The sequence below is a fragment of the Streptomyces sp. NPDC046977 genome (assembly GCF_040644455.1).
In the GTDB taxonomy this organism is placed as follows: Bacteria; Actinomycetota; Actinomycetes; order Streptomycetales; family Streptomycetaceae; genus Actinacidiphila.
Map to the genome: position 1 here is coordinate 428,965 of NZ_JBEYWO010000002.1, position 15,877 is coordinate 444,841.

Genomic DNA, 15,877 nt, shown 5'->3' on the forward strand with positions numbered 1-15,877 from the left:
CCAATCCTCTGAACCCAGAAAGCGAGGACGGCCTTGATCACACAGGCTAGCCCCCAGGCCACACGCCTCGACAACAGCGTCGAGCGCGAACTCGTCGACCGTGCCCGCACCGGGGACCTCGAAGCCTTCGGCGTCCTGTACAACGACAACCACGCCGCGGTGTTTCGCTTCGTCTACTACCGCGTCGGCAAGGACGAGGCGCTCGCCGAGGACATCGCCAGCGAGACCTTCGTTCGCGCCCTCCGGAACATCGCCCGTTTCACCTGGCAAGGCGGCGGTTTCACCGCCTGGGTCATCACCATCTCCCGGAACCTGATCGCCGACCACTTCAAGGTCAAGCGCACCAAGGTAGAGGTCGTCCATGACGACATGACCGACATCGAGATCGCGTTGGCCGAATGCGTCGCCGACGTGGCCGATGCCTACGTCGTCACCGCTCGCGCGCGGGTGGTCCGGACTGCTGTCCAAAGCCTCATCCCCAGGCAGAGGGAGTGCATCTACTACCGCTTCTTCCGCGACTTCACGGTGGACGAGACCGCCGCGGCCATGAAACTCACGCAGGGCGCGGTCAAGACCCTCCAGTACCGCGCCATCCGAGCCATGGGCCACACCCTGCGGCGCAGCCTGGAGGCGGTGGCATGATCCTCGCCCAGGGTCTCGTCAGCAGGTTGATGCGTACCGGCGTGGGCGCGGCGCTCCTGCCGGTCGCGCCCATCGCCATCAAGACGCCGGCCGAGGAACCGCCCCAGAGCGCGACCACGCTGGAGGCCGAAGCCGTCGCCTGGGACACCGCGCTCATCAAGGCCGAGCGAGGCACAGCAGCCCTCACCGACTGGTACTCGAACCGCGACGACGTCACCTCCATCTCCCAGGACCGCGACCGCGTCGTCATCACCCTGGACATCACGAGCCTGTCCCAGTGGTTCCGCTGGCTGCAGACCTTCCCGGACGTCACCGACCGGTACATCGCCGGAGAGGACGGCGGCCTCCTCGCCGTGGCCGACGGCACCTGGAACGGTGCCCAGATCCGGCTGCAGTCCACGACCGTGGCCGAGCTGGTCACCCAGGCCGCCGACACCGCCCGCCACCCGGTCTGGGTCAACCACCGCCTGTACGACCTCTCCGAGCAGCTGGTCGACGCGACCGGCGGCACCTGGGAGCACACCGGCGAGTGGGCACACGACGGCACGCCGCTGATCGCCGACGCCGACACCGGCGCGGTGGCCCGCCTCGACGACGTCGCCCGCGGTGTCGGCATCCGCTCCTACACCGGGGAACAGCCCGCGACCGACGAGCAGCCCCCCGCCGACGAGCGGGACGACACCGACGCCGACGGCCCCGCCCAGGAGATGTCCCCCGCCGGAGAGCTCGCCCTCCGCCTCGGGAACATGCCCCGGGCCGCGGGCATCGACGGGTTCGCGGTCATGGGCCAGGCCGCCCTCAAGGTCACCGTCCGCCCGCAGACCACAGAGGCCTGGAGCTGGTGGCTCGACGCCTTCGGTATCCAGCCCGACCGCATCACCTACGACGACACCACCGCGTCTGCCACCGGCACGCGCGACGGCGTGACCGTCGCCCTCATCGGCCTCGACGCCGCCGGCCTCATCCCGGGCGGTGACGACGATGCCTGACACCACCACACCCCGCCGCACCGCGCTTCTGGAAGAGATCCGCCGCACCGGCGGCAACTGGGGCCGCGTCCGCGCCGCCACCTACAGCGCCTCCCTCGGCTACGGCGGCAGCCGCGACACCGCCCGCCAGGACCTCCGCGCGCTCGTCCGCCGCGGCGACCTCGTCCAGATCGAGGCCCGCGGCCGCCACGCCTACACCGTTGCCCCGCCGGCGGATGGAGGCGAGAGCTGATGCCGCTCATCACCTACGTCCCGAAGAAGTTCTCCTCAGCACGCCAGGAGCTCATCGCCAAGGCCGACGAGATCTGCCGGGCCTACGCCCGACAGGGCTTCGACCTCACCCTCCGCCAGCTCTACTACCAGTTCGTCGCCCGCGACGTGCTCCCCAACAAGCAGAGCGAGTACAAGCGTCTCGGGGACGTCATCAACGATGCGCGGCTGGCCGGCCTCCTCGACTGGAACTTCATCGTCGACCGCACCCGCAACCTGCGCGGCCTAACCCACTGGGCGAACCCGGAGCACATCGTCGACTCCGTCGCCGCCCAGTACCGGACGGACCGGTGGGCCGACCAGCCCCACCGCGTCGAGGTCTGGATCGAGAAGGACGCCCTCGTCGGTGTCATCGCGGGAGTATGTGAACGCTCCGACGTCGACTACTTCTCCTGTCGCGGCTACGCCTCGCAGTCCGAGCTCTGGGGTGCAGCCCAGCGTCTCCGCGGCTACGTAGACCGGGGTCAGGAGCCCATCGTCATCCACCTTGGCGACCACGACCCCTCCGGCGTCGACATGACCCGGGACATCCGGGAGCGCCTGGCGCTATTCGGCGCACGGACGAAGGTCGTCCGCATCGCCCTGACCATGGAGCAGGTCGAAGAGCACCAGCCCCCGCCGAACCCGGCAAAGCTCACGGACTCGAGGGCGGACGGCTACATCAGCCGCTTCGGCTCCAGCAGCTGGGAGCTCGACGCCCTCGACCCAGCCAATCTTGACCGACTCATCGAGGACGAGATCTGGACGTACCGCGACGCGGACGTCTGGGCCCGTTCCACCGATGACATGGAGCGGCAGCGCCGTCTCCTGCAGGCGGTATCGGACCGCTGGGGCGACGTCGCCGACTTCATCGCAGCAGGCGGTGACCGGTGATGCAGATGAGCGCGGTCTACCCGCACATCGGCTACGCCGACGCGCTCCACGGTGAGTTCGGCAATGCGTGCGTGGCACCCGACGTCATGAGCGTGACCGTCACCAGCGGCCAGGAACTCTTCACCACCATCCGGTGGGACCGCTCGCCCGCCTTGCCCCGAGGCCTGCGCCTGGTCTGGTCGCACATCACCGGCTGGCGCCGCGACGACCCGACCACGGGCGACAGCCAGCTGCTCCCCGTCGAGACCTTGGCCGCGCCCAAGGTGATCGCCGCAGCGGCCGCACTGCTGCTGACGGGGGAGCGGGAGGTGCCGCACTCCGAGGAGCGATGGGTCCTCGCAGACCAGCTGGCCCGCTGCCTCGACGCCTGGGAGACCGGTGACGTTCTGGACGGAGAGGACGCATGAACTTCTTCATCGACCTCGTCCTCGACCTGTTCGCCGAGGCCATCACCGGGTGGCTCCACAGCCTGCGTCGCAAGTCCCCCCGCACAGAGACGCCGCAGAGCCCCGAGGTCACCGCGGCCGTCCGCCGGCACCCCTCCTCCGGCGGCCTGCGCCGCCCCCTCCTCACGTTCATCCCCCGCCCCCGCCACGGCGGCGGCCCGCACCACCCGAAGAGGCAACGATGACCGCGACCTTCACTTTCGCCCCCGCCACCCGGGAACGTGCCCTCGCCCGCATCGGCATCCAGGGCCCGGCCGGCTCCGGCAAGACCCTGACCCTGCTGCGCATGGCCACGCGCCTCGCCAACGGTGGTCCTATCGGCCTTATCGACACCGAGCGCGACTCCGCCCTCACGTACGCAAAGGTGCCCGGACGCCCGGACCTCGGCGGCTACGACTTCGAACACCTGCCGATGAACATCTGCAGCCCGGAGAACCTCATCGCCGCTGTCGAAGCGGCCAAACAGGCCGGAATCGTCGTGCTCGGGCTCGACTCCTGGTCGCACTTCTGGGCGGGCCGGGGCGGCCTCCTCCAGCGCGTCGACGAGGAGTCGCGCAAGCCCGAGCACCGTGGCGGCTCCTACACCGCCTGGGGCGCGGTCAACCCGCTCGAGCAGGAGATGCTCGACGCCCTGCTGAATTACCCCGGCCACGTCCTCGTGACCATGCGCACCAAGACCGATTACGAGATGGAAGGGCGCACGGTCACCAAGGTGGGCGTGAAGACCATCCAACGCGAGGGCGCAGAGTACGAACTCGGCCTGATCATCGACATGGTCAAGGGCACCGGCACGGTGACCAAGACCAGGTACCAGGCACTCGACGGCCTCACCGTCCACCACCCGGGCGAGGAGATGGCCGACGCGATCCTGGAGCACCTCGGCCAGGGCGTGGACCCCGTCGAGCGCATCATGGACGCCATCACCGACGCCGAGCTCACCCTCGACGGCGTCCTCGGCCTCGACGCCGACGCGACCCGGCGCGGCCTGCAGAGCAGGGGAGTCCTGCACCCCGGAACCGGGGCCCCCACCACGCTCAACGCCCTCATGACGGAGCGTCTGGTGGAGATCGTCCTCGGCATGCTCGACGCCGAAGGCCTCACGTACGAGGGGGCTCTCACGTTCCACCGCCGCGCGCAGCAGGGCGGATGGGGCGGGGTCCCGGCCGGTCGTGCCGAGGATGGGAGCCCCGTCTCGCTCCTGGACGTCATCGTCCGCCGGGGCAAGGAGCTGGCTCCCGTCCGCCCCGCTTCCCAGGGCGCCACGGGGCAGCAATCCGGCCAGGACGGCGACAAGGGCAACGACGCAGAGGGCACCGGGCGCCAGCTGACGGACCACGAGCTGGCGCTCGCGGCCTCCTCGGGCCACCCGGACGTCGAGGCCGCAGCAGCGGCAGTCATGGACGACCGCGAACGAACGGAGCACGACGGCACCGGCACCGCAGCCGACCCCGACGACGGCAGCCCCGTCAACGCGGTCCCCGACCCGGACGGCCCGTCCGCCCCGCCCCAGCTCCGCAACATCAACAACCTGTTCGCCCAGCTCGACATGGGCGGCGACGAGAACCGCGGCCGCCGTCTGACCGCCGCCGGCCTCCTCCTCGAGCGCCAGCGACCCGAGCGCCTCAACGACCTCACGTACGGCGAAGCCGAGCAGCTGCTCACCGCCCTGTTCTCGGCCGCGAGCGCGGACCAGCTGCGCGACCGCCTCAACACCCTCCTGCAGCGGGCCCAGGCCTCCACCGGCGGCACGACCGCCAAGGCCGCCTGACCCCACCGACTGCGGGGCTCCGGGGGCCGGTCCCGGACCTCACCGCCCAACCCCCCGGGGCCCCGCACCCTCACCTGCAGGAGACCCACCCTCATGAACCCCACAACAGAGCAGACCACTGCCATCGACACTTATGGCGACGGCGTCGATCTCGTTCTCCAGGCCGGTGCGGGTTGTGGCAAGAGCTCGACTCTCGAGATGACGGCCCGATCCGACTCGCGGCGTCGGATGCTGTACGTCGCTTACAACAAGTCCATCGCGTCCGAGGCCGCCCGGTCCTTCCCAGGGAACGTGACCTGCAAGACCGGCCATGGGCTGGCTTTCGCCCCGTGCTTCCTGCCGCGTATCAACCGTCCGCGGCAGACGGCCAAAGACGCCGCCGATGCGCTCGATGTCCGTGCTGTTCTCGGCATCCTCGGTGCTGTCCCCACGATCAAGAACGACATGGGGATGATCACGCCGATGGTCACCAAGGTGATCATGCGTGTGGCACTCCGGACAGTGGAGCGGTTCTGCTACTCCGCCGACCCGGAGATCACGGACCACCACGTCCCCCACATCGACGGCCTGGACAAGCCCGAGACGCGCGGCGCGCTCCTCGAGCTCGTCATGCCCGTCGCAGCCGCCGCCTGGCAGGACATCATCAGCGCCGACGGCGTCCTCAAGTACACCCACGACTACTACCTGAAGCGGTGGGCACTCGGCCGGCCGCGTCTCCCGGCCGACGTCGTCCTCCTCGACGAGGCCCAGGACACCAACGATGTCCTGTCCTCGGTACTGCTGGCGCAGCACCATGCACAGCGCATCGCGGTCGGGGACTCTGCCCAGCAGATCTACTCCTGGCGCGGGGCCAACGACGCGCTGAGCAAGTTCGTCCAGCAGCTCAACGCCCCCGAATTGACCTTGTCGCAGAGCTTCCGATTCGGCCCGGCGATCGCCAGCCAGGCGAACCTGTGGCTCCGCCTGATCAACGCCCCCCTGCGCCTCACCGGCTGGGACGCCTGCGACTCCAGCGTCGGCCCGGTCGACGCCCCGGACGCCGTGCTCTGCCGGACGAACGCCGGCGCCATGGGCCTCCTCCTCGAAGCGCTCGACGACGGCGTCAAGGTGGCCATGGTCGGCGGCCGCGACGACCTGCGACGCCTCGCCTGGGCCGCAGAAGCCCTCCAGGCCGGACGCCCCACCGACCACCCGGAGTTCATGGCATTCCCGTCCTGGACCGCAGTACGCGAGTACGCCAACGAGGAGGACAACAGCCTCAAAGTCCTCGTCGACCTGATCGACGAACACGGCACCGCCGCGATCCTCTCGGCCGCCGACAGCCTGATCGACGAGAAGAAGGCCGATCTCGTCATCTCCACCGCCCACAAGGCCAAGGGCCGCGAATGGGACTACGTCCGTATCCACGGCGACTTCAAGGCCCCGCGCCCCGACGCCCAGACCGGCCACATCACCCTGCGCCGCGAAGAGGCACGCCTCGCGTACGTCGCCGTGACACGGGCCCGCCGGGGCCTGGACGCCGATGCTCTCTCCTGGGTCCACACAGTCAACGTGGTGAGCGACTGATGGACGCCTACCGCAGCCGCGAAGACGCCGCGAAGTGCATGGCCGAGGGCCTGACCGACCACGCCATCGGGCTGCGGCTCCGGATGGACCCCAAGACCGTGAAGAAGTGGCGCGCCCAGATGGGCGTCCCGCAGCCGCAGAAGTCGGAACGACCCGCCGGCGCCAGTGTGCAGGAGGCCCTCGACTTTCACGCTGTCCACGAGGACGCCGGTCACATCGGCTGGAGCGGCACCGTCCGCAACGGCCATCCGATCGTCAAGCTCCGCGGCCAGTGGCTGCTCGCATCCCGCGTCGCCTTCGAACTCGGGCACGGTCGGCAGCCGGTCGGCAACGTCAAGGCCTCGTGCGGCCGTCCGCGGTGCCTGGAGTCCACACACCTCACTGACCGGCGCATGCGTGATGACGCCCGCGCCAAGGTCCGCGAGGCCGCGGGACGGCGGCCGCCGCCCGCGACCTGCGCCCAGGGCCACAACCAGCGCGTCTTCGGCCACCTCAAGCCCGACGGCGTCCAGTGCTGTACACGGTGCCGAGACGCTCCCCGGCCGCGCAACACCGAGAAGCCGCGCGCCATGGATGGCACGGCGGAGTGGACGACGCGCGCGGCATGCCAGGGATCAACCGCAGCCCTCTGGGAGACCCCGGGAGTCACCAGCCCGGAACAGGAGCAGGCCCACGCCGCCCGCTCCGTCTGCAACACCCTGTGCGCCGTACGGGCGGAATGCCTCGAGCACGCCATGACCGCCGAACGCGGCAGCGAGCGCACCGAGCGCACCGGCATCCGCGGCGGCCTGGACGGCGGCGAACGCCACGACCTCGAGACCGGCCGCGCCATGCCGGAGGAACACGGCACCGCCCTCGGATTCCGCCGGCACCAACTCCTCGGCGAACCGCGCTGCCCGCGCTGTCTCAACGCCCAGGCCCTGGCGCCCTCCTGACCCCGGTGTGCGGCCGCGCCTCCCTGTCGCGGCCGCACACCGCCCCTGCAACACACCGATCCCCAAGGAAGGACCCACGTGTCCAGCACTGCTCCACCGACCGACACCGACGACGAGGCCCAGGACGCCGTGGAGATCCGGCCGTTCTCCGATGTCCTCCGTGAGATGTCCGGCGGCCAGACGCACGCCGAGATGTCCCGCCGGCTCCACGACCTCATCGAGGCGGTCCAGGTGACCGGCCGCGGCGGGAAGATCGCCATCTCCTTCGAGGTGAAGCCCATCTCGGGCGCCGACGGCACCGTGACCATCACGGACACCATCACCGCCAAGGTGCCCCAGGCCGCCCGCCCCAAGACGATCTTCTTCGTCGGCCACGACGGCAACCTCTCCCGGACCGACCCGAAGCAGCTCCCGCTCGTCGAGCTGCGCGAGGTCGAGGCCGCGGCCCCCGCCTCCATCGACAGCCTCCGCACCAGGAAGAGGGCGTAACCAGCCATGCCCACACACGAGTACTCGACCTACGGCGTGCAACTCCAAGGCAAGGCCGACGGCACCCAGGCCGTCATCGACGTCGCCCAAGCCGCCGCAGGACCCCACAAGCTCGAGCTCGGCGGATACCACGTTCTCGCTCTCGGCGACGGCAAGCTCCAGACCATCGACCTCACCGGCGACCAGTACCGCGACACCCCACGCCGGAAGTCCGGCACCGTGACCGTCCACGACATTCCCTCCTTCGTCGAGTACTTCAAGAAGCACGCGGACGACAGCAGTGAGGTCTACGGCGACGGCAACGCCTTCACGATCACCGCCGTCCTCGACGCCAATACAGCAGGAGAAGCGCGGTGGGGCGGTCACCGCCTAGTCCTCGCCCTCCGCAAGACCGATGCCTGGAAGGCCTGGCAGGACCTCGACGGGCGCCTCCTGGACCAGAAGACGTTCGCCGAGCACATCGAGGACAACCTCCCCGACATCGTCAAGCCGGCTGGCGCCACCATGCTGGAGATCGCTCAGACCTTCCACGCCGTCTCCAAGACGGCCTTCTCCTCGGGCAACCGCCTCACCAACGGCGACACCCGCTTGACCTTCAACGAGGAGACCAAGGCCAAGGCTGGCGGCAAGGGAGAGCTGGACATCCCCGCCACCATCACCCTCGGCATCCGGCCCTTCGAGGGGTCCGCGGAGGCATTCCAGATCACCGCGCGCTTCCGGTACCGCCTGGAAGGCGATCAGCTCAAGCTCGGCTTCCGCCTGGACCGTCCGGCCGAGGTTCTCGCCGAGGCCTTCACCGACACCCGCACCGCCCTGGAGCACGCGGAGACCGGCGTCGGCCGCCCCGTCCTCAACGGCAGCCCCATCCGCGCCTGACGCGCCCCCACACCGCCGGTGCGCAGCGTCTTCGCTCCACGCCGCGCACCGGCACCCCTCAGCAACCCTCACCGAAAGGCACCACCATGCCGTACCGCGACCCCACTCCCGCCCGGCTCACCGCCTACGTCGGCGTGGCCATCCTCGCCCTGGTCCTCTTTGCCGGCGCCGTGATCGGCCTCATCGGCGGCGCCAAGGCCTTCCAGCGTGGCCAGGACATGGCCGACGCCAAGAACCAGGCGAGCATCGCCCGGATCCACGCGGACAACCAGGTACGCGTCACGGCGATCCAGATCCGCAACCAGGAGCAGCGGGTCCAAGTTGCCCGCCAGCAGGCTCAGATCCGGCTGGAGAACGCCCGCGGCGTTCGCGAGGCCCAGGACGTCATCGCCAAGACCCTGACGCCGCTGTACGTGCAGCACGAGATGACCGAGACGCTGCAGGAGATCGCCCGCAGCGGCAAGAACAGCTCGGTCATCTACATCCCGAGCGGTGCCGGCGGCGTCCCGCTCATCTCCGGCGTCGGCAACGCCCCCTCGGTGACCACCCCCAGCAGGTAGCCAACCGGCGAGCCTCGGCGCCCGTACGACGAGAGGAGGACCTGTGGGCACGCAGCACCGGCCGGATGCGGCCTGTGGTCACTGGGTGGGCACGGCGGGGGAGTTCTGTGCCGAGGCCCAGGGCGTCCGTCTCTACGTCATCGGGCGCCGCTGCCCGCTGCACACTCCGGCGGCCCTGCGCGGGCGGCCGGAGGTTCCCGCCGGGCCGGGATGGCCGGCGCACGCCTGGGCCACGCCTACGCCGCAGGCTGCCTCCGCGCTCATCGATGAGCGCGCGGTCGCCAGCGGTAAGCGGCGCTCCACGCAGGAGGGGTACCGGGCGGCGCAGGCCGCCGAGGCCGGGCGGAGGGCCGGCCGGTGACGTCAACTGTCGGCGTCCGCAGGGGCGGGCGGCCGCTCGGGGAGCTTGGCCCCCTTGCGGCGCAGCTGCCAGCGGATGAACTCGCGGATCAAGCGGGAGCGTTCGCGATCGCCCACGAGCGCGCCGAAGTCGGCCCAGTCGTCATCGGGGATGCGTACGGGGCGTGCGGTGGTGTGAGTCTCTCGCGGCGCCATGGCCTGAGGGTATCCCGTGTACTTACACGCCGATTCCGGATGTGCTTGCCGTGTACGTACACGGTCGCTAGAGTCCTGTACGTACACGGAGTAGCAGTAAAGGCTGCTTCATCAGGCATTTCTTCCTGCGGTACGCGCGATGAGTCGCGCCCATTTCGCGGCCCGCGCAACATCCCGACACGCACGCCCCGTAGGGGGCCTGGTTTGCCCTGCCCAGAGCAGAGGGGGGACTCCACGCGCATGACCGGCCCATTCGGTGCCGCGGCAGCGGTCTCAAGCGCCGCCGTCGATGCCCCAGTCCACGACCTCAGAAAGCACGACCGTGATTCAGCTTCCTGGTGCAACACCCGGAGTCGTCGTCGATCGCCTCGAGCTGTACGGCGGGACCCTCTGCGAGGCGCCGTGCTGAAAATCCGGCGCTCCGACCCCAAGCGGGACTTCACGATCCTCCCTAACGAGACCCTCCGTGACGACGCCCTCGGGTACGTCGCCCGCGGGGTCCTGGCGGAACTGCTCAGCCGTCCCGACGGCTGGCAGACCACGGCCGACGACCTGTCCAAGCGCGCCCGCCAGCTGCGCGGTACGCGCGGCGAGGGCCGCCGCCTGCTGCGGAACGCCTTCGCCGAACTCGAGGAGGCCGGCTACCTCGTCCGGTCCCGCGAGCGCGGCGAGGGTGGCCTGTTCGTCACCGTCATCACTGTCTACGACGTCCCCCAGAAGCACCGGGGTACCGGAAGCGGTACCCCCGTCACCGACGTACCGGAAGCGGCACCCCGGTTGGAGGGCGAAGGCGCTGGTGACGCCGACGGACCGGAAGCGGTACCCCCGTCGATCCCCGCCCCCCGGACCGAGGTACCGGATGCGGTACGTCCGTCTGAAGAAACCGCAGGTCACTCCGAGGTACCGGATGCGGACCGTCCGGTGACCGGCACGTCGGTCACGGGCACACCGGTCACCGGTACACCGGGGAGCGGTACGTCTATTAAGAAGACAGAGAAGAAGACAGAGACGAAGACATCTGGTGACGGCCGTAGGCCTAGTACCGGTAGTGAGGGCGGCTCTGCCGGCGGCTTCGCCGCGTCGGACAAGCAGCCCGCATCCGATGCGACCCCCCGCGGTATCGGCCAGGTCATCTCCGCCCTCCCGGCAGCGCTGACACGACGGCTGCCGGACCCGGTGCCCGGCGCCGTCGTCGACGCCATCGCCGCCGAGCTCCGCCGCGGCATGGGCCTGGAGGCCATGGCCGAGCGGATCGCCCGCCGGTGGCGCCTGCACGGCTACGACCTCGCCGACGACACCGACGGCGGCGGTACTGGCCTGCTCCACCCCGTCGGCGTCGCCGTCGTCCTGGTCCGCCGCGGCGCCTGCACCTCGCCCCGCTGCGACGACGGCCGCGACATCGACGACGGCACCGACTGCCGGACGTGCGAGCGGGAGGCCGAGGACCGGTCCCACAGGGCCCAGCAGCCCCTCCAGGGAGCCTTCCTGACGCCCGTACCGGGCGCGGCCGCCACACTGCCACCCGGCCGCCCCGCAGCCGCCCCCTCGCAGCCCATGCGGACGTGCCAGGGCTGTGAGCGCCCGTCCCGGTCGCTCCCCGCCGACGGCATCTGCATCGACTGCCGCGAGGACGGCGCGGCCGCAGGGAGCGGGGCGTGAACCGCGCCCGGGTCGCCGACCTCGGCCGCGCCCTGCGCGTCCTCGGCTCCTACGGCGAGCAGCTGGCGCCCGTCACCGCGACGAGCGAGCAGCTGCAGCAGATCCGCGAGGACCTGCAGCGGGCCCTGGGCCTGGTCGCCGACGCCGACACCGCGGCGCCGACCACGACCTGCCGCCAGCACCCGAACGGGCCGGTGGAGCCAGGCACTGACGGAGGGTGCCTGATCTGCCTGCAGCGCCGGGGCCTGGCCGCCCGCGCGGACAACACGGACGTCCCCGCAGAGGTCGTCGCGGCCGCCATCGAGGAGCTCGGAGAGCAGCAGGCCATCGCCGTGTACGGCGGGGTCGCCGTCGCCCGGGTCCTCAATGCCCGCAACCCGGTCCGCCTCACGAAGGGCCCGGTGACATGACACAGCCGCAGCCGCAGCCGGCACCTGAAGAGTTCCTGTACGAGCTGTGGGACGCCAACTGGGACGACGGCCCCCTCGGCAAGTACGAGGTCCTCGCCCACCCGGTCACGAGGAAGACCGGCAAGCGGATCTACTTCACGTACCTCAACGGCAGGACCGGCTGCGTCGACCGCCAGCAGATCGAGGCCGACGGGGAGATCTACCACGGCTACACGCGGCGCCGTCTGCACCTGCAGCCGCCGGAGATCCCCGGCCGCGCGGAGCCGCTGTCGCTGTCCGAGCTGCGCAAGGCGATGGCCGACGCGCACCCGGACCGGGGCGGCTCCGACGAGGCGTTCATCGCCGCCCGCGACCGCTACGAGAGCGCCCGCACGCGTGCCGCGCAGGGCAGGCAACAGTGACCGGCCGCCCGCTCCGCTGGCCGGAGCTGTCCATCGCGTGCTCCTGGTGCAAGGCGCAAGCGGGCGACCTGTGCACCAACCAGCGCGGCACCCGCGAGAAGCGGGACGGCACGCACGAACAGCGCCGCGCGGCCTGGGTCATCGCCCACGTCGTGTGCCCCGACTGCCACCAGCCCGTCGGCGCGCCCTGCCGCGCCGCGATCGCCGGCCTGACCCTCACCGGCGTCCACCCCACCCGGGACGCCGAGGCCGTACGAACCCAGCCGGCCGCCAGGACCCCGCACGTCGAGGCCCTCGGCGACCAGCTGACCATCCCCCCAACCGAGTAGGAGCCCCCAGATGGCAGGCGAAACCGTCATCACGGTCATCGGCAACCTCGTCGACGACCCCGAACTGCGCTTCACGCCCTCCGGCGCCGCGGTCGCCAAGTTCCGCATCGCCAACACCCCGCGGATCTTCGACCGGCAGGCCAACGAGTGGAAGGAGGGCCAGACGCTGTTCCTGACCTGCTCGGCCTGGCGGGAACTCGGCGAGAACGTCGCGGAATCCCTGCAGAAGGGCATGCGCGTCATGGTCCAAGGCCGCCTCGGCCAGCGGACGTACGACGCCGATGACGGCACCAAGCGCACGGTCTACGAGCTCGATGCCTATGAGGTCGGCGCATCGCTCAAGTACGCGGTCGCCAAGGTCACCCGCACGCCGCGGCGCGACGGAGGCGGCCAGCAGAACCACGGCGGCCAGCAGCAGTCCTCCGGCTGGGGCGGCCAGCCCCAGGGCGGCGCCCCCGCGGACGACCCCTGGTCCACCGGCGGCAACTCCGGCGGCGGCACCGCGTACAGCGAAGAGCCGCCCTTCTAAGGCCCCTCGGCTGCGCGGTCGGTGCGACTGGCCGCGCAGCCCCGGCAACCCGACCGAGGACTCTCATGATCAAGAACCGTAGGAAGCTCAGGAAGTTTGCGATCTCCCTCGCGGAGGCGGCTGTCATTGGCGCTGCCACCGCAGGGATCTGGCGGCTGCGCGGGAGTGACGGCCCCAGCCTCTGGGCCATGTTCGCGGTCCTTGAGGGCTACGGCCTCGTCAAGACCATCGCGCTCGTGATCCACCTCCGCAGGAAGTTCAAGCGCGTCGTCGCCGCTTACGGGCGGCCTGCGTTCGGCCAGGGCATCGAGACCCCTCACCGGCCGCCCGCCGACGACTGACCCCACCCGCCGGCCTCGGGCCTGCACACCACACCCTCACCGCACCGAAAGGCGCCACCACCCTCATGACCGCCACCTCGCACGGCTCACACGGCACGGCCGTCGTCACCTTCGCCAGCGGCCCCGTCGTCGAGCTCGCCGGCATCGAAACGGTCGAACTCCCCGCGGACTACTACGGCTGGACCCACCACGAACTCCACGGCTGGCTCACCGCCCATGACCCGGACCGCTGCCCCAGCGGCACCGACCAGATCTTCACCGCTGCCCTCAACGGCAGGCACGAGCCGGCCTTGAACGAGACGAACGTCGAGGTCAGCAAGAAGCGCATGCCCGACGGACCGTACTCGGGCTTCCACATGATCATCCGGTGGCGGGGTGCCCACCACCCCGAGCACGACCAGAGCACAGCCGCGGGCGACGGTACGGCGGTCGTCGTGGCCGGTCCCGGCATCGGCGCCCTCGAAGTCTCCGCCGCCGCCCCGTCCGCCCCCACAACGTTGCCCCCCTGCTCGTGTGCCAGCCGCGACGCGCGCCACCTCCTGGAGCTCAACGGCAGCGAGCCCGTGCTCCGGCACGCAGCGTGCGGCGGCGAGGTCGACACGGCCTGGCCGAGCGGCGACACCCTGTACATGGCGCCGATCCCCGTCACCGTCGACGTCGTCCAGGAGCCGGAGGATTCCCACCTCGCCCTCACCCCCGGTTTCCCGCCGGCGGACGAGCACCCCGAGGTCCGCGTCTTCGACCAGTTCGCCCGCGAGATCGAGCAGTGGGGCCACGACGCCACCCCGGCCGCAATCGCCGTCGCCGCCCGGCAGGCCATCCAGCCCGTCATCGACGCCCTGCGCGTCGAGGCCGCCAAGCCCCTCGGCATCCGACTCCTCGAGCGCCTTGACGCCGCCGCCGAGGAGGCCGCCGAGGACCTCCGCCCCGACGCCTGCGCCTGCCCGAAGGCCGAGGGCAGCGAACACACCCTGACCATCGACGCCGGCAGCATCTCCGTCATCCACCAGGCCTGCGGCAAGCCCCCGGTCGACGTCACCTCTGACGTGTGGGCCGAAGGCCTGGCGATGGGCCCGCTCCCGGTCACCGTGACCTGGGAGAGCAACTGCCCCGGCAAGCACCGCCAGGGCTCGTGCGATGACGACTGGTGGCCCGTCCTCACCCCCGTCCCGCCGACCACCGTGCAGGCCGCCCAGGTCCACCGGATGCACGAGCTCGCCGGCATCCTCGTCCACCGCCGCGAGCCCCTGGAAGGCCGCGCGCTCGCCGACCTCATCACCCGCTGGCTCAACGAGGTCCCCGGAGCCAGCCCCTGGGCCCGCCTCGTCGACGGCCTCAACGCCCTCCACGAGGTCGACATGCCGTACCACCTCGACCCCATCGGCGTGATCTCCAACCCGCTCGGCCCGCAGTCCGTCGAGTTCGACACCGCCCGGGACCGCTGGGTCCTGCGCCTCCACTGACACCCCGCCCTACCCACACCACGACCCCCGGGGGTACCCGATGCTCGGATTCCTCACCACGGCACGCCAACTCGTGATCACATGCCGTGAACTCGCGGCCACGCAGGGAGAGCTCCTCACCGCCAAGGCCAAGCTCGGCACCACCGAGCAGGCGCTCGAGGAGGCCCACCGCGCGTACATCACGGCCGACACCCAGGCCGGCGAGCGCATGCGTGAGATGACCCGCCAGCACAACCAGGAGCGCGACGAGCTCGGCGCGCTCGTCAGCTTCCTGTGCGGGCAGCTCCTCGAAGTCTTCGCCCGGAACCACGGCGGTGCCCTGTGAGGATCCGAGCCGACATCGCCCGCCTCCTGGAGAGCGGCACCAACCTGTCGAACCGCGCGATCGCCCACCAGGTCGGCGCCTCCCTCACCACCGTCGCCCGGCACCGCGAGGCCCTCGGGATCGCCCCGCACTTCCAAGGGCGCCGCCAGGCCCCACCGCTCCCCACTGCCGACCTCTGGCGCAGGCAGACCGAGCTCGTCGACGGCGGCCACCTGCGCTGGCTCGGCACCACCACCGCCGACGGCGTCGCCCGCCTCGTCGACAGCGGCCGCGTCTACTCCGTGCCCGTCCTCGCCTTCCAGGAACGCACCGGCCAGGTCCCGCAGGGCCCCGTACGGCCCGAGTGCGGCATGGACGACTGCGTCGAGCCCCGCCACCTCGAGGACCAGCTCGGCCGCGACCACCTCGCCGCAGTCGCCGCCGCTATCGGCATCTGACCACCCGCCACCCG

23 protein-coding genes are annotated in these 15,877 nt (G+C 71.0%); 22 read left to right on the forward strand and 1 reads right to left on the reverse strand.

The features are described 5' to 3' along the window. Window positions 1-33: 33 nt before the first annotated feature. The 13 genes from ABZ883_RS04510 (at window position 34) to ABZ883_RS04570 (ending at window position 9,775) form a co-directional block, all read left to right on the forward strand. Entirely contained in the window at window positions 34-642 is a 609-nt protein-coding gene (locus tag ABZ883_RS04510) for a sigma-70 family RNA polymerase sigma factor (protein ID WP_360901285.1), read from the forward strand. Then, on the forward strand, window positions 639-1,631 hold the full coding sequence (locus ABZ883_RS04515) for a BN159_2729 family protein (protein WP_360901288.1): 993 nt from the start codon (window positions 639-641) through the stop codon (window positions 1,629-1,631). The genes ABZ883_RS04510 and ABZ883_RS04515 overlap by 4 nt, the downstream gene beginning before the upstream one ends. Then, on the forward strand, window positions 1,624-1,863 hold the full coding sequence (locus tag ABZ883_RS04520) for a hypothetical protein (protein ID WP_360901291.1): 240 nt from the start codon (window positions 1,624-1,626) through the stop codon (window positions 1,861-1,863). Before ABZ883_RS04515 ends, ABZ883_RS04520 begins: the two co-directional genes overlap by 8 nt. Next, entirely contained in the window at window positions 1,863-2,774 is a 912-nt protein-coding gene (locus tag ABZ883_RS04525) for a hypothetical protein (RefSeq protein WP_360901294.1), read from the forward strand. The genes ABZ883_RS04520 and ABZ883_RS04525 overlap by 1 nt, the downstream gene beginning before the upstream one ends. A gap of 5 nt (window positions 2,775-2,779) precedes the next feature. Then, the gene (locus ABZ883_RS04530) at window positions 2,780-3,181 is read left to right on the forward strand and encodes a hypothetical protein (protein ID WP_360901297.1); all 402 of its coding nucleotides are present in this window, start codon (window positions 2,780-2,782) and stop codon (window positions 3,179-3,181) included. Beyond that, window positions 3,178-3,405, forward strand: coding sequence for a hypothetical protein (locus ABZ883_RS04535; RefSeq protein WP_360901300.1), 228 nt, complete (start codon window positions 3,178-3,180; stop codon window positions 3,403-3,405). Before ABZ883_RS04530 ends, ABZ883_RS04535 begins: the two co-directional genes overlap by 4 nt. Next, window positions 3,402-4,988, forward strand: a complete 1,587-nt coding sequence (locus tag ABZ883_RS04540) for an AAA family ATPase (RefSeq protein WP_360901303.1) — start codon at window positions 3,402-3,404, stop codon at window positions 4,986-4,988. The genes ABZ883_RS04535 and ABZ883_RS04540 overlap by 4 nt, the downstream gene beginning before the upstream one ends. Before the next feature lie 93 nt (window positions 4,989-5,081). After that, window positions 5,082-6,554 carry a UvrD-helicase domain-containing protein gene (locus ABZ883_RS04545; RefSeq protein ID WP_360901306.1) on the forward strand — a complete coding sequence of 491 codons (1,473 nt, stop codon included), beginning with the start codon at window positions 5,082-5,084 and terminating at the stop codon, window positions 6,552-6,554. Beyond that, complete coding sequence (locus tag ABZ883_RS04550; protein WP_360901308.1) at window positions 6,554-7,489, forward strand: WhiB family transcriptional regulator; 936 nt, start codon at window positions 6,554-6,556, stop codon at window positions 7,487-7,489. The genes ABZ883_RS04545 and ABZ883_RS04550 overlap by 1 nt, the downstream gene beginning before the upstream one ends. Window positions 7,490-7,567: 78 nt before the next feature. Beyond that, window positions 7,568-7,978 carry a hypothetical protein gene (locus ABZ883_RS04555; protein ID WP_360901316.1) on the forward strand — a complete coding sequence of 137 codons (411 nt, stop codon included), beginning with the start codon at window positions 7,568-7,570 and terminating at the stop codon, window positions 7,976-7,978. Window positions 7,979-7,984: 6 nt separating this feature from the next. After that, window positions 7,985-8,854: a DUF2303 family protein gene (locus ABZ883_RS04560; protein WP_360901319.1), complete on the forward strand. Its 870-nt coding sequence runs from the start codon at window positions 7,985-7,987 to the stop codon at window positions 8,852-8,854. An 86-nt stretch (window positions 8,855-8,940) separates the two neighbouring features. After that, window positions 8,941-9,414: a hypothetical protein gene (locus ABZ883_RS04565; protein WP_360901322.1), complete on the forward strand. Its 474-nt coding sequence runs from the start codon at window positions 8,941-8,943 to the stop codon at window positions 9,412-9,414. 43 nt (window positions 9,415-9,457) lie between these two features. Further along, window positions 9,458-9,775, forward strand: a complete 318-nt coding sequence (locus tag ABZ883_RS04570; protein WP_360901325.1) for a hypothetical protein — start codon at window positions 9,458-9,460, stop codon at window positions 9,773-9,775. A 2-nt stretch (window positions 9,776-9,777) separates the two neighbouring features. Here the strand turns inward: ABZ883_RS04570 and ABZ883_RS04575 are convergent, their stop codons facing one another. Continuing rightward, complete coding sequence (locus tag ABZ883_RS04575) at window positions 9,778-9,969, reverse strand: hypothetical protein (protein WP_360901328.1); 192 nt, start codon at window positions 9,967-9,969, stop codon at window positions 9,778-9,780. 402 nt (window positions 9,970-10,371) lie between these two features. On the opposite strand from ABZ883_RS04575, the gene ABZ883_RS04580 reads away from it, so the two are divergent. The 9 genes from ABZ883_RS04580 to ABZ883_RS04620 all read left to right on the forward strand — a co-directional run bounded on the left by ABZ883_RS04580 (window position 10,372) and on the right by ABZ883_RS04620 (window position 15,863). Further along, window positions 10,372-11,628, forward strand: a complete 1,257-nt coding sequence (locus tag ABZ883_RS04580; RefSeq protein WP_360901331.1) for a hypothetical protein — start codon at window positions 10,372-10,374, stop codon at window positions 11,626-11,628. Next, window positions 11,625-12,038: a hypothetical protein gene (locus tag ABZ883_RS04585; protein ID WP_360901334.1), complete on the forward strand. Its 414-nt coding sequence runs from the start codon at window positions 11,625-11,627 to the stop codon at window positions 12,036-12,038. The genes ABZ883_RS04580 and ABZ883_RS04585 overlap by 4 nt, the downstream gene beginning before the upstream one ends. Beyond that, entirely contained in the window at window positions 12,035-12,439 is a 405-nt protein-coding gene (locus ABZ883_RS04590) for a hypothetical protein (RefSeq protein ID WP_360901337.1), read from the forward strand. Before ABZ883_RS04585 ends, ABZ883_RS04590 begins: the two co-directional genes overlap by 4 nt. Next, window positions 12,436-12,768 (forward strand): hypothetical protein, encoded by a 333-nt coding sequence (locus ABZ883_RS04595; RefSeq protein WP_360901340.1) that lies wholly within the window; start codon window positions 12,436-12,438, stop codon window positions 12,766-12,768. The genes ABZ883_RS04590 and ABZ883_RS04595 overlap by 4 nt, the downstream gene beginning before the upstream one ends. A gap of 10 nt (window positions 12,769-12,778) precedes the next feature. Further along, window positions 12,779-13,297 (forward strand): single-stranded DNA-binding protein, encoded by a 519-nt coding sequence (locus ABZ883_RS04600; RefSeq protein ID WP_360901343.1) that lies wholly within the window; start codon window positions 12,779-12,781, stop codon window positions 13,295-13,297. A 65-nt stretch (window positions 13,298-13,362) separates the two neighbouring features. Next, window positions 13,363-13,638 (forward strand): hypothetical protein, encoded by a 276-nt coding sequence (locus ABZ883_RS04605; protein ID WP_360901345.1) that lies wholly within the window; start codon window positions 13,363-13,365, stop codon window positions 13,636-13,638. 65 nt (window positions 13,639-13,703) lie between these two features. Then, window positions 13,704-15,101, forward strand: a complete 1,398-nt coding sequence (locus ABZ883_RS04610) for a hypothetical protein (protein ID WP_360901348.1) — start codon at window positions 13,704-13,706, stop codon at window positions 15,099-15,101. A 40-nt stretch (window positions 15,102-15,141) separates the two neighbouring features. Further along, window positions 15,142-15,426 carry a hypothetical protein gene (locus ABZ883_RS04615; protein WP_360901351.1) on the forward strand — a complete coding sequence of 95 codons (285 nt, stop codon included), beginning with the start codon at window positions 15,142-15,144 and terminating at the stop codon, window positions 15,424-15,426. Then, window positions 15,423-15,863, forward strand: a complete 441-nt coding sequence (locus ABZ883_RS04620) for a hypothetical protein (RefSeq protein ID WP_360901354.1) — start codon at window positions 15,423-15,425, stop codon at window positions 15,861-15,863. Before ABZ883_RS04615 ends, ABZ883_RS04620 begins: the two co-directional genes overlap by 4 nt. Window positions 15,864-15,877 lie beyond the last annotated feature (14 nt).

Bases quoted from the DNA above. Each gene is read 5' to 3' on its own strand.
- ABZ883_RS04515 (WP_360901288.1), top strand. From the start codon at position 639: ATGATCCTCGCCCAGGGTCTCGTCAGCAGGTTGATGCGTACCGGCGTG.
- ABZ883_RS04520 (WP_360901291.1), top strand. From the start codon at position 1,624: ATGCCTGACACCACCACACCCCGCCGCACCGCGCTTCTGGAAGAGATC.
- ABZ883_RS04525 (WP_360901294.1), top strand. From the start codon at position 1,863: ATGCCGCTCATCACCTACGTCCCGAAGAAGTTCTCCTCAGCACGCCAG.
- ABZ883_RS04530 (WP_360901297.1), top strand. From the start codon at position 2,780: ATGAGCGCGGTCTACCCGCACATCGGCTACGCCGACGCGCTCCACGGT.
- ABZ883_RS04535 (WP_360901300.1), top strand. From the start codon at position 3,178: ATGAACTTCTTCATCGACCTCGTCCTCGACCTGTTCGCCGAGGCCATC.
- ABZ883_RS04540 (WP_360901303.1), top strand. From the start codon at position 3,402: ATGACCGCGACCTTCACTTTCGCCCCCGCCACCCGGGAACGTGCCCTC.
- ABZ883_RS04545 (WP_360901306.1), top strand. From the start codon at position 5,082: ATGAACCCCACAACAGAGCAGACCACTGCCATCGACACTTATGGCGAC.
- ABZ883_RS04550 (WP_360901308.1), top strand. From the start codon at position 6,554: ATGGACGCCTACCGCAGCCGCGAAGACGCCGCGAAGTGCATGGCCGAG.
- ABZ883_RS04560 (WP_360901319.1), top strand. From the start codon at position 7,985: ATGCCCACACACGAGTACTCGACCTACGGCGTGCAACTCCAAGGCAAG.
- ABZ883_RS04565 (WP_360901322.1), top strand. From the start codon at position 8,941: ATGCCGTACCGCGACCCCACTCCCGCCCGGCTCACCGCCTACGTCGGC.
- ABZ883_RS04575 (WP_360901328.1), bottom strand. From the start codon at position 9,969: ATGGCGCCGCGAGAGACTCACACCACCGCACGCCCCGTACGCATCCCC.
- ABZ883_RS04590 (WP_360901337.1), top strand. From the start codon at position 12,035: ATGACACAGCCGCAGCCGCAGCCGGCACCTGAAGAGTTCCTGTACGAG.
- ABZ883_RS04600 (WP_360901343.1), top strand. From the start codon at position 12,779: ATGGCAGGCGAAACCGTCATCACGGTCATCGGCAACCTCGTCGACGAC.
- ABZ883_RS04605 (WP_360901345.1), top strand. From the start codon at position 13,363: ATGATCAAGAACCGTAGGAAGCTCAGGAAGTTTGCGATCTCCCTCGCG.
- ABZ883_RS04610 (WP_360901348.1), top strand. From the start codon at position 13,704: ATGACCGCCACCTCGCACGGCTCACACGGCACGGCCGTCGTCACCTTC.
- ABZ883_RS04615 (WP_360901351.1), top strand. From the start codon at position 15,142: ATGCTCGGATTCCTCACCACGGCACGCCAACTCGTGATCACATGCCGT.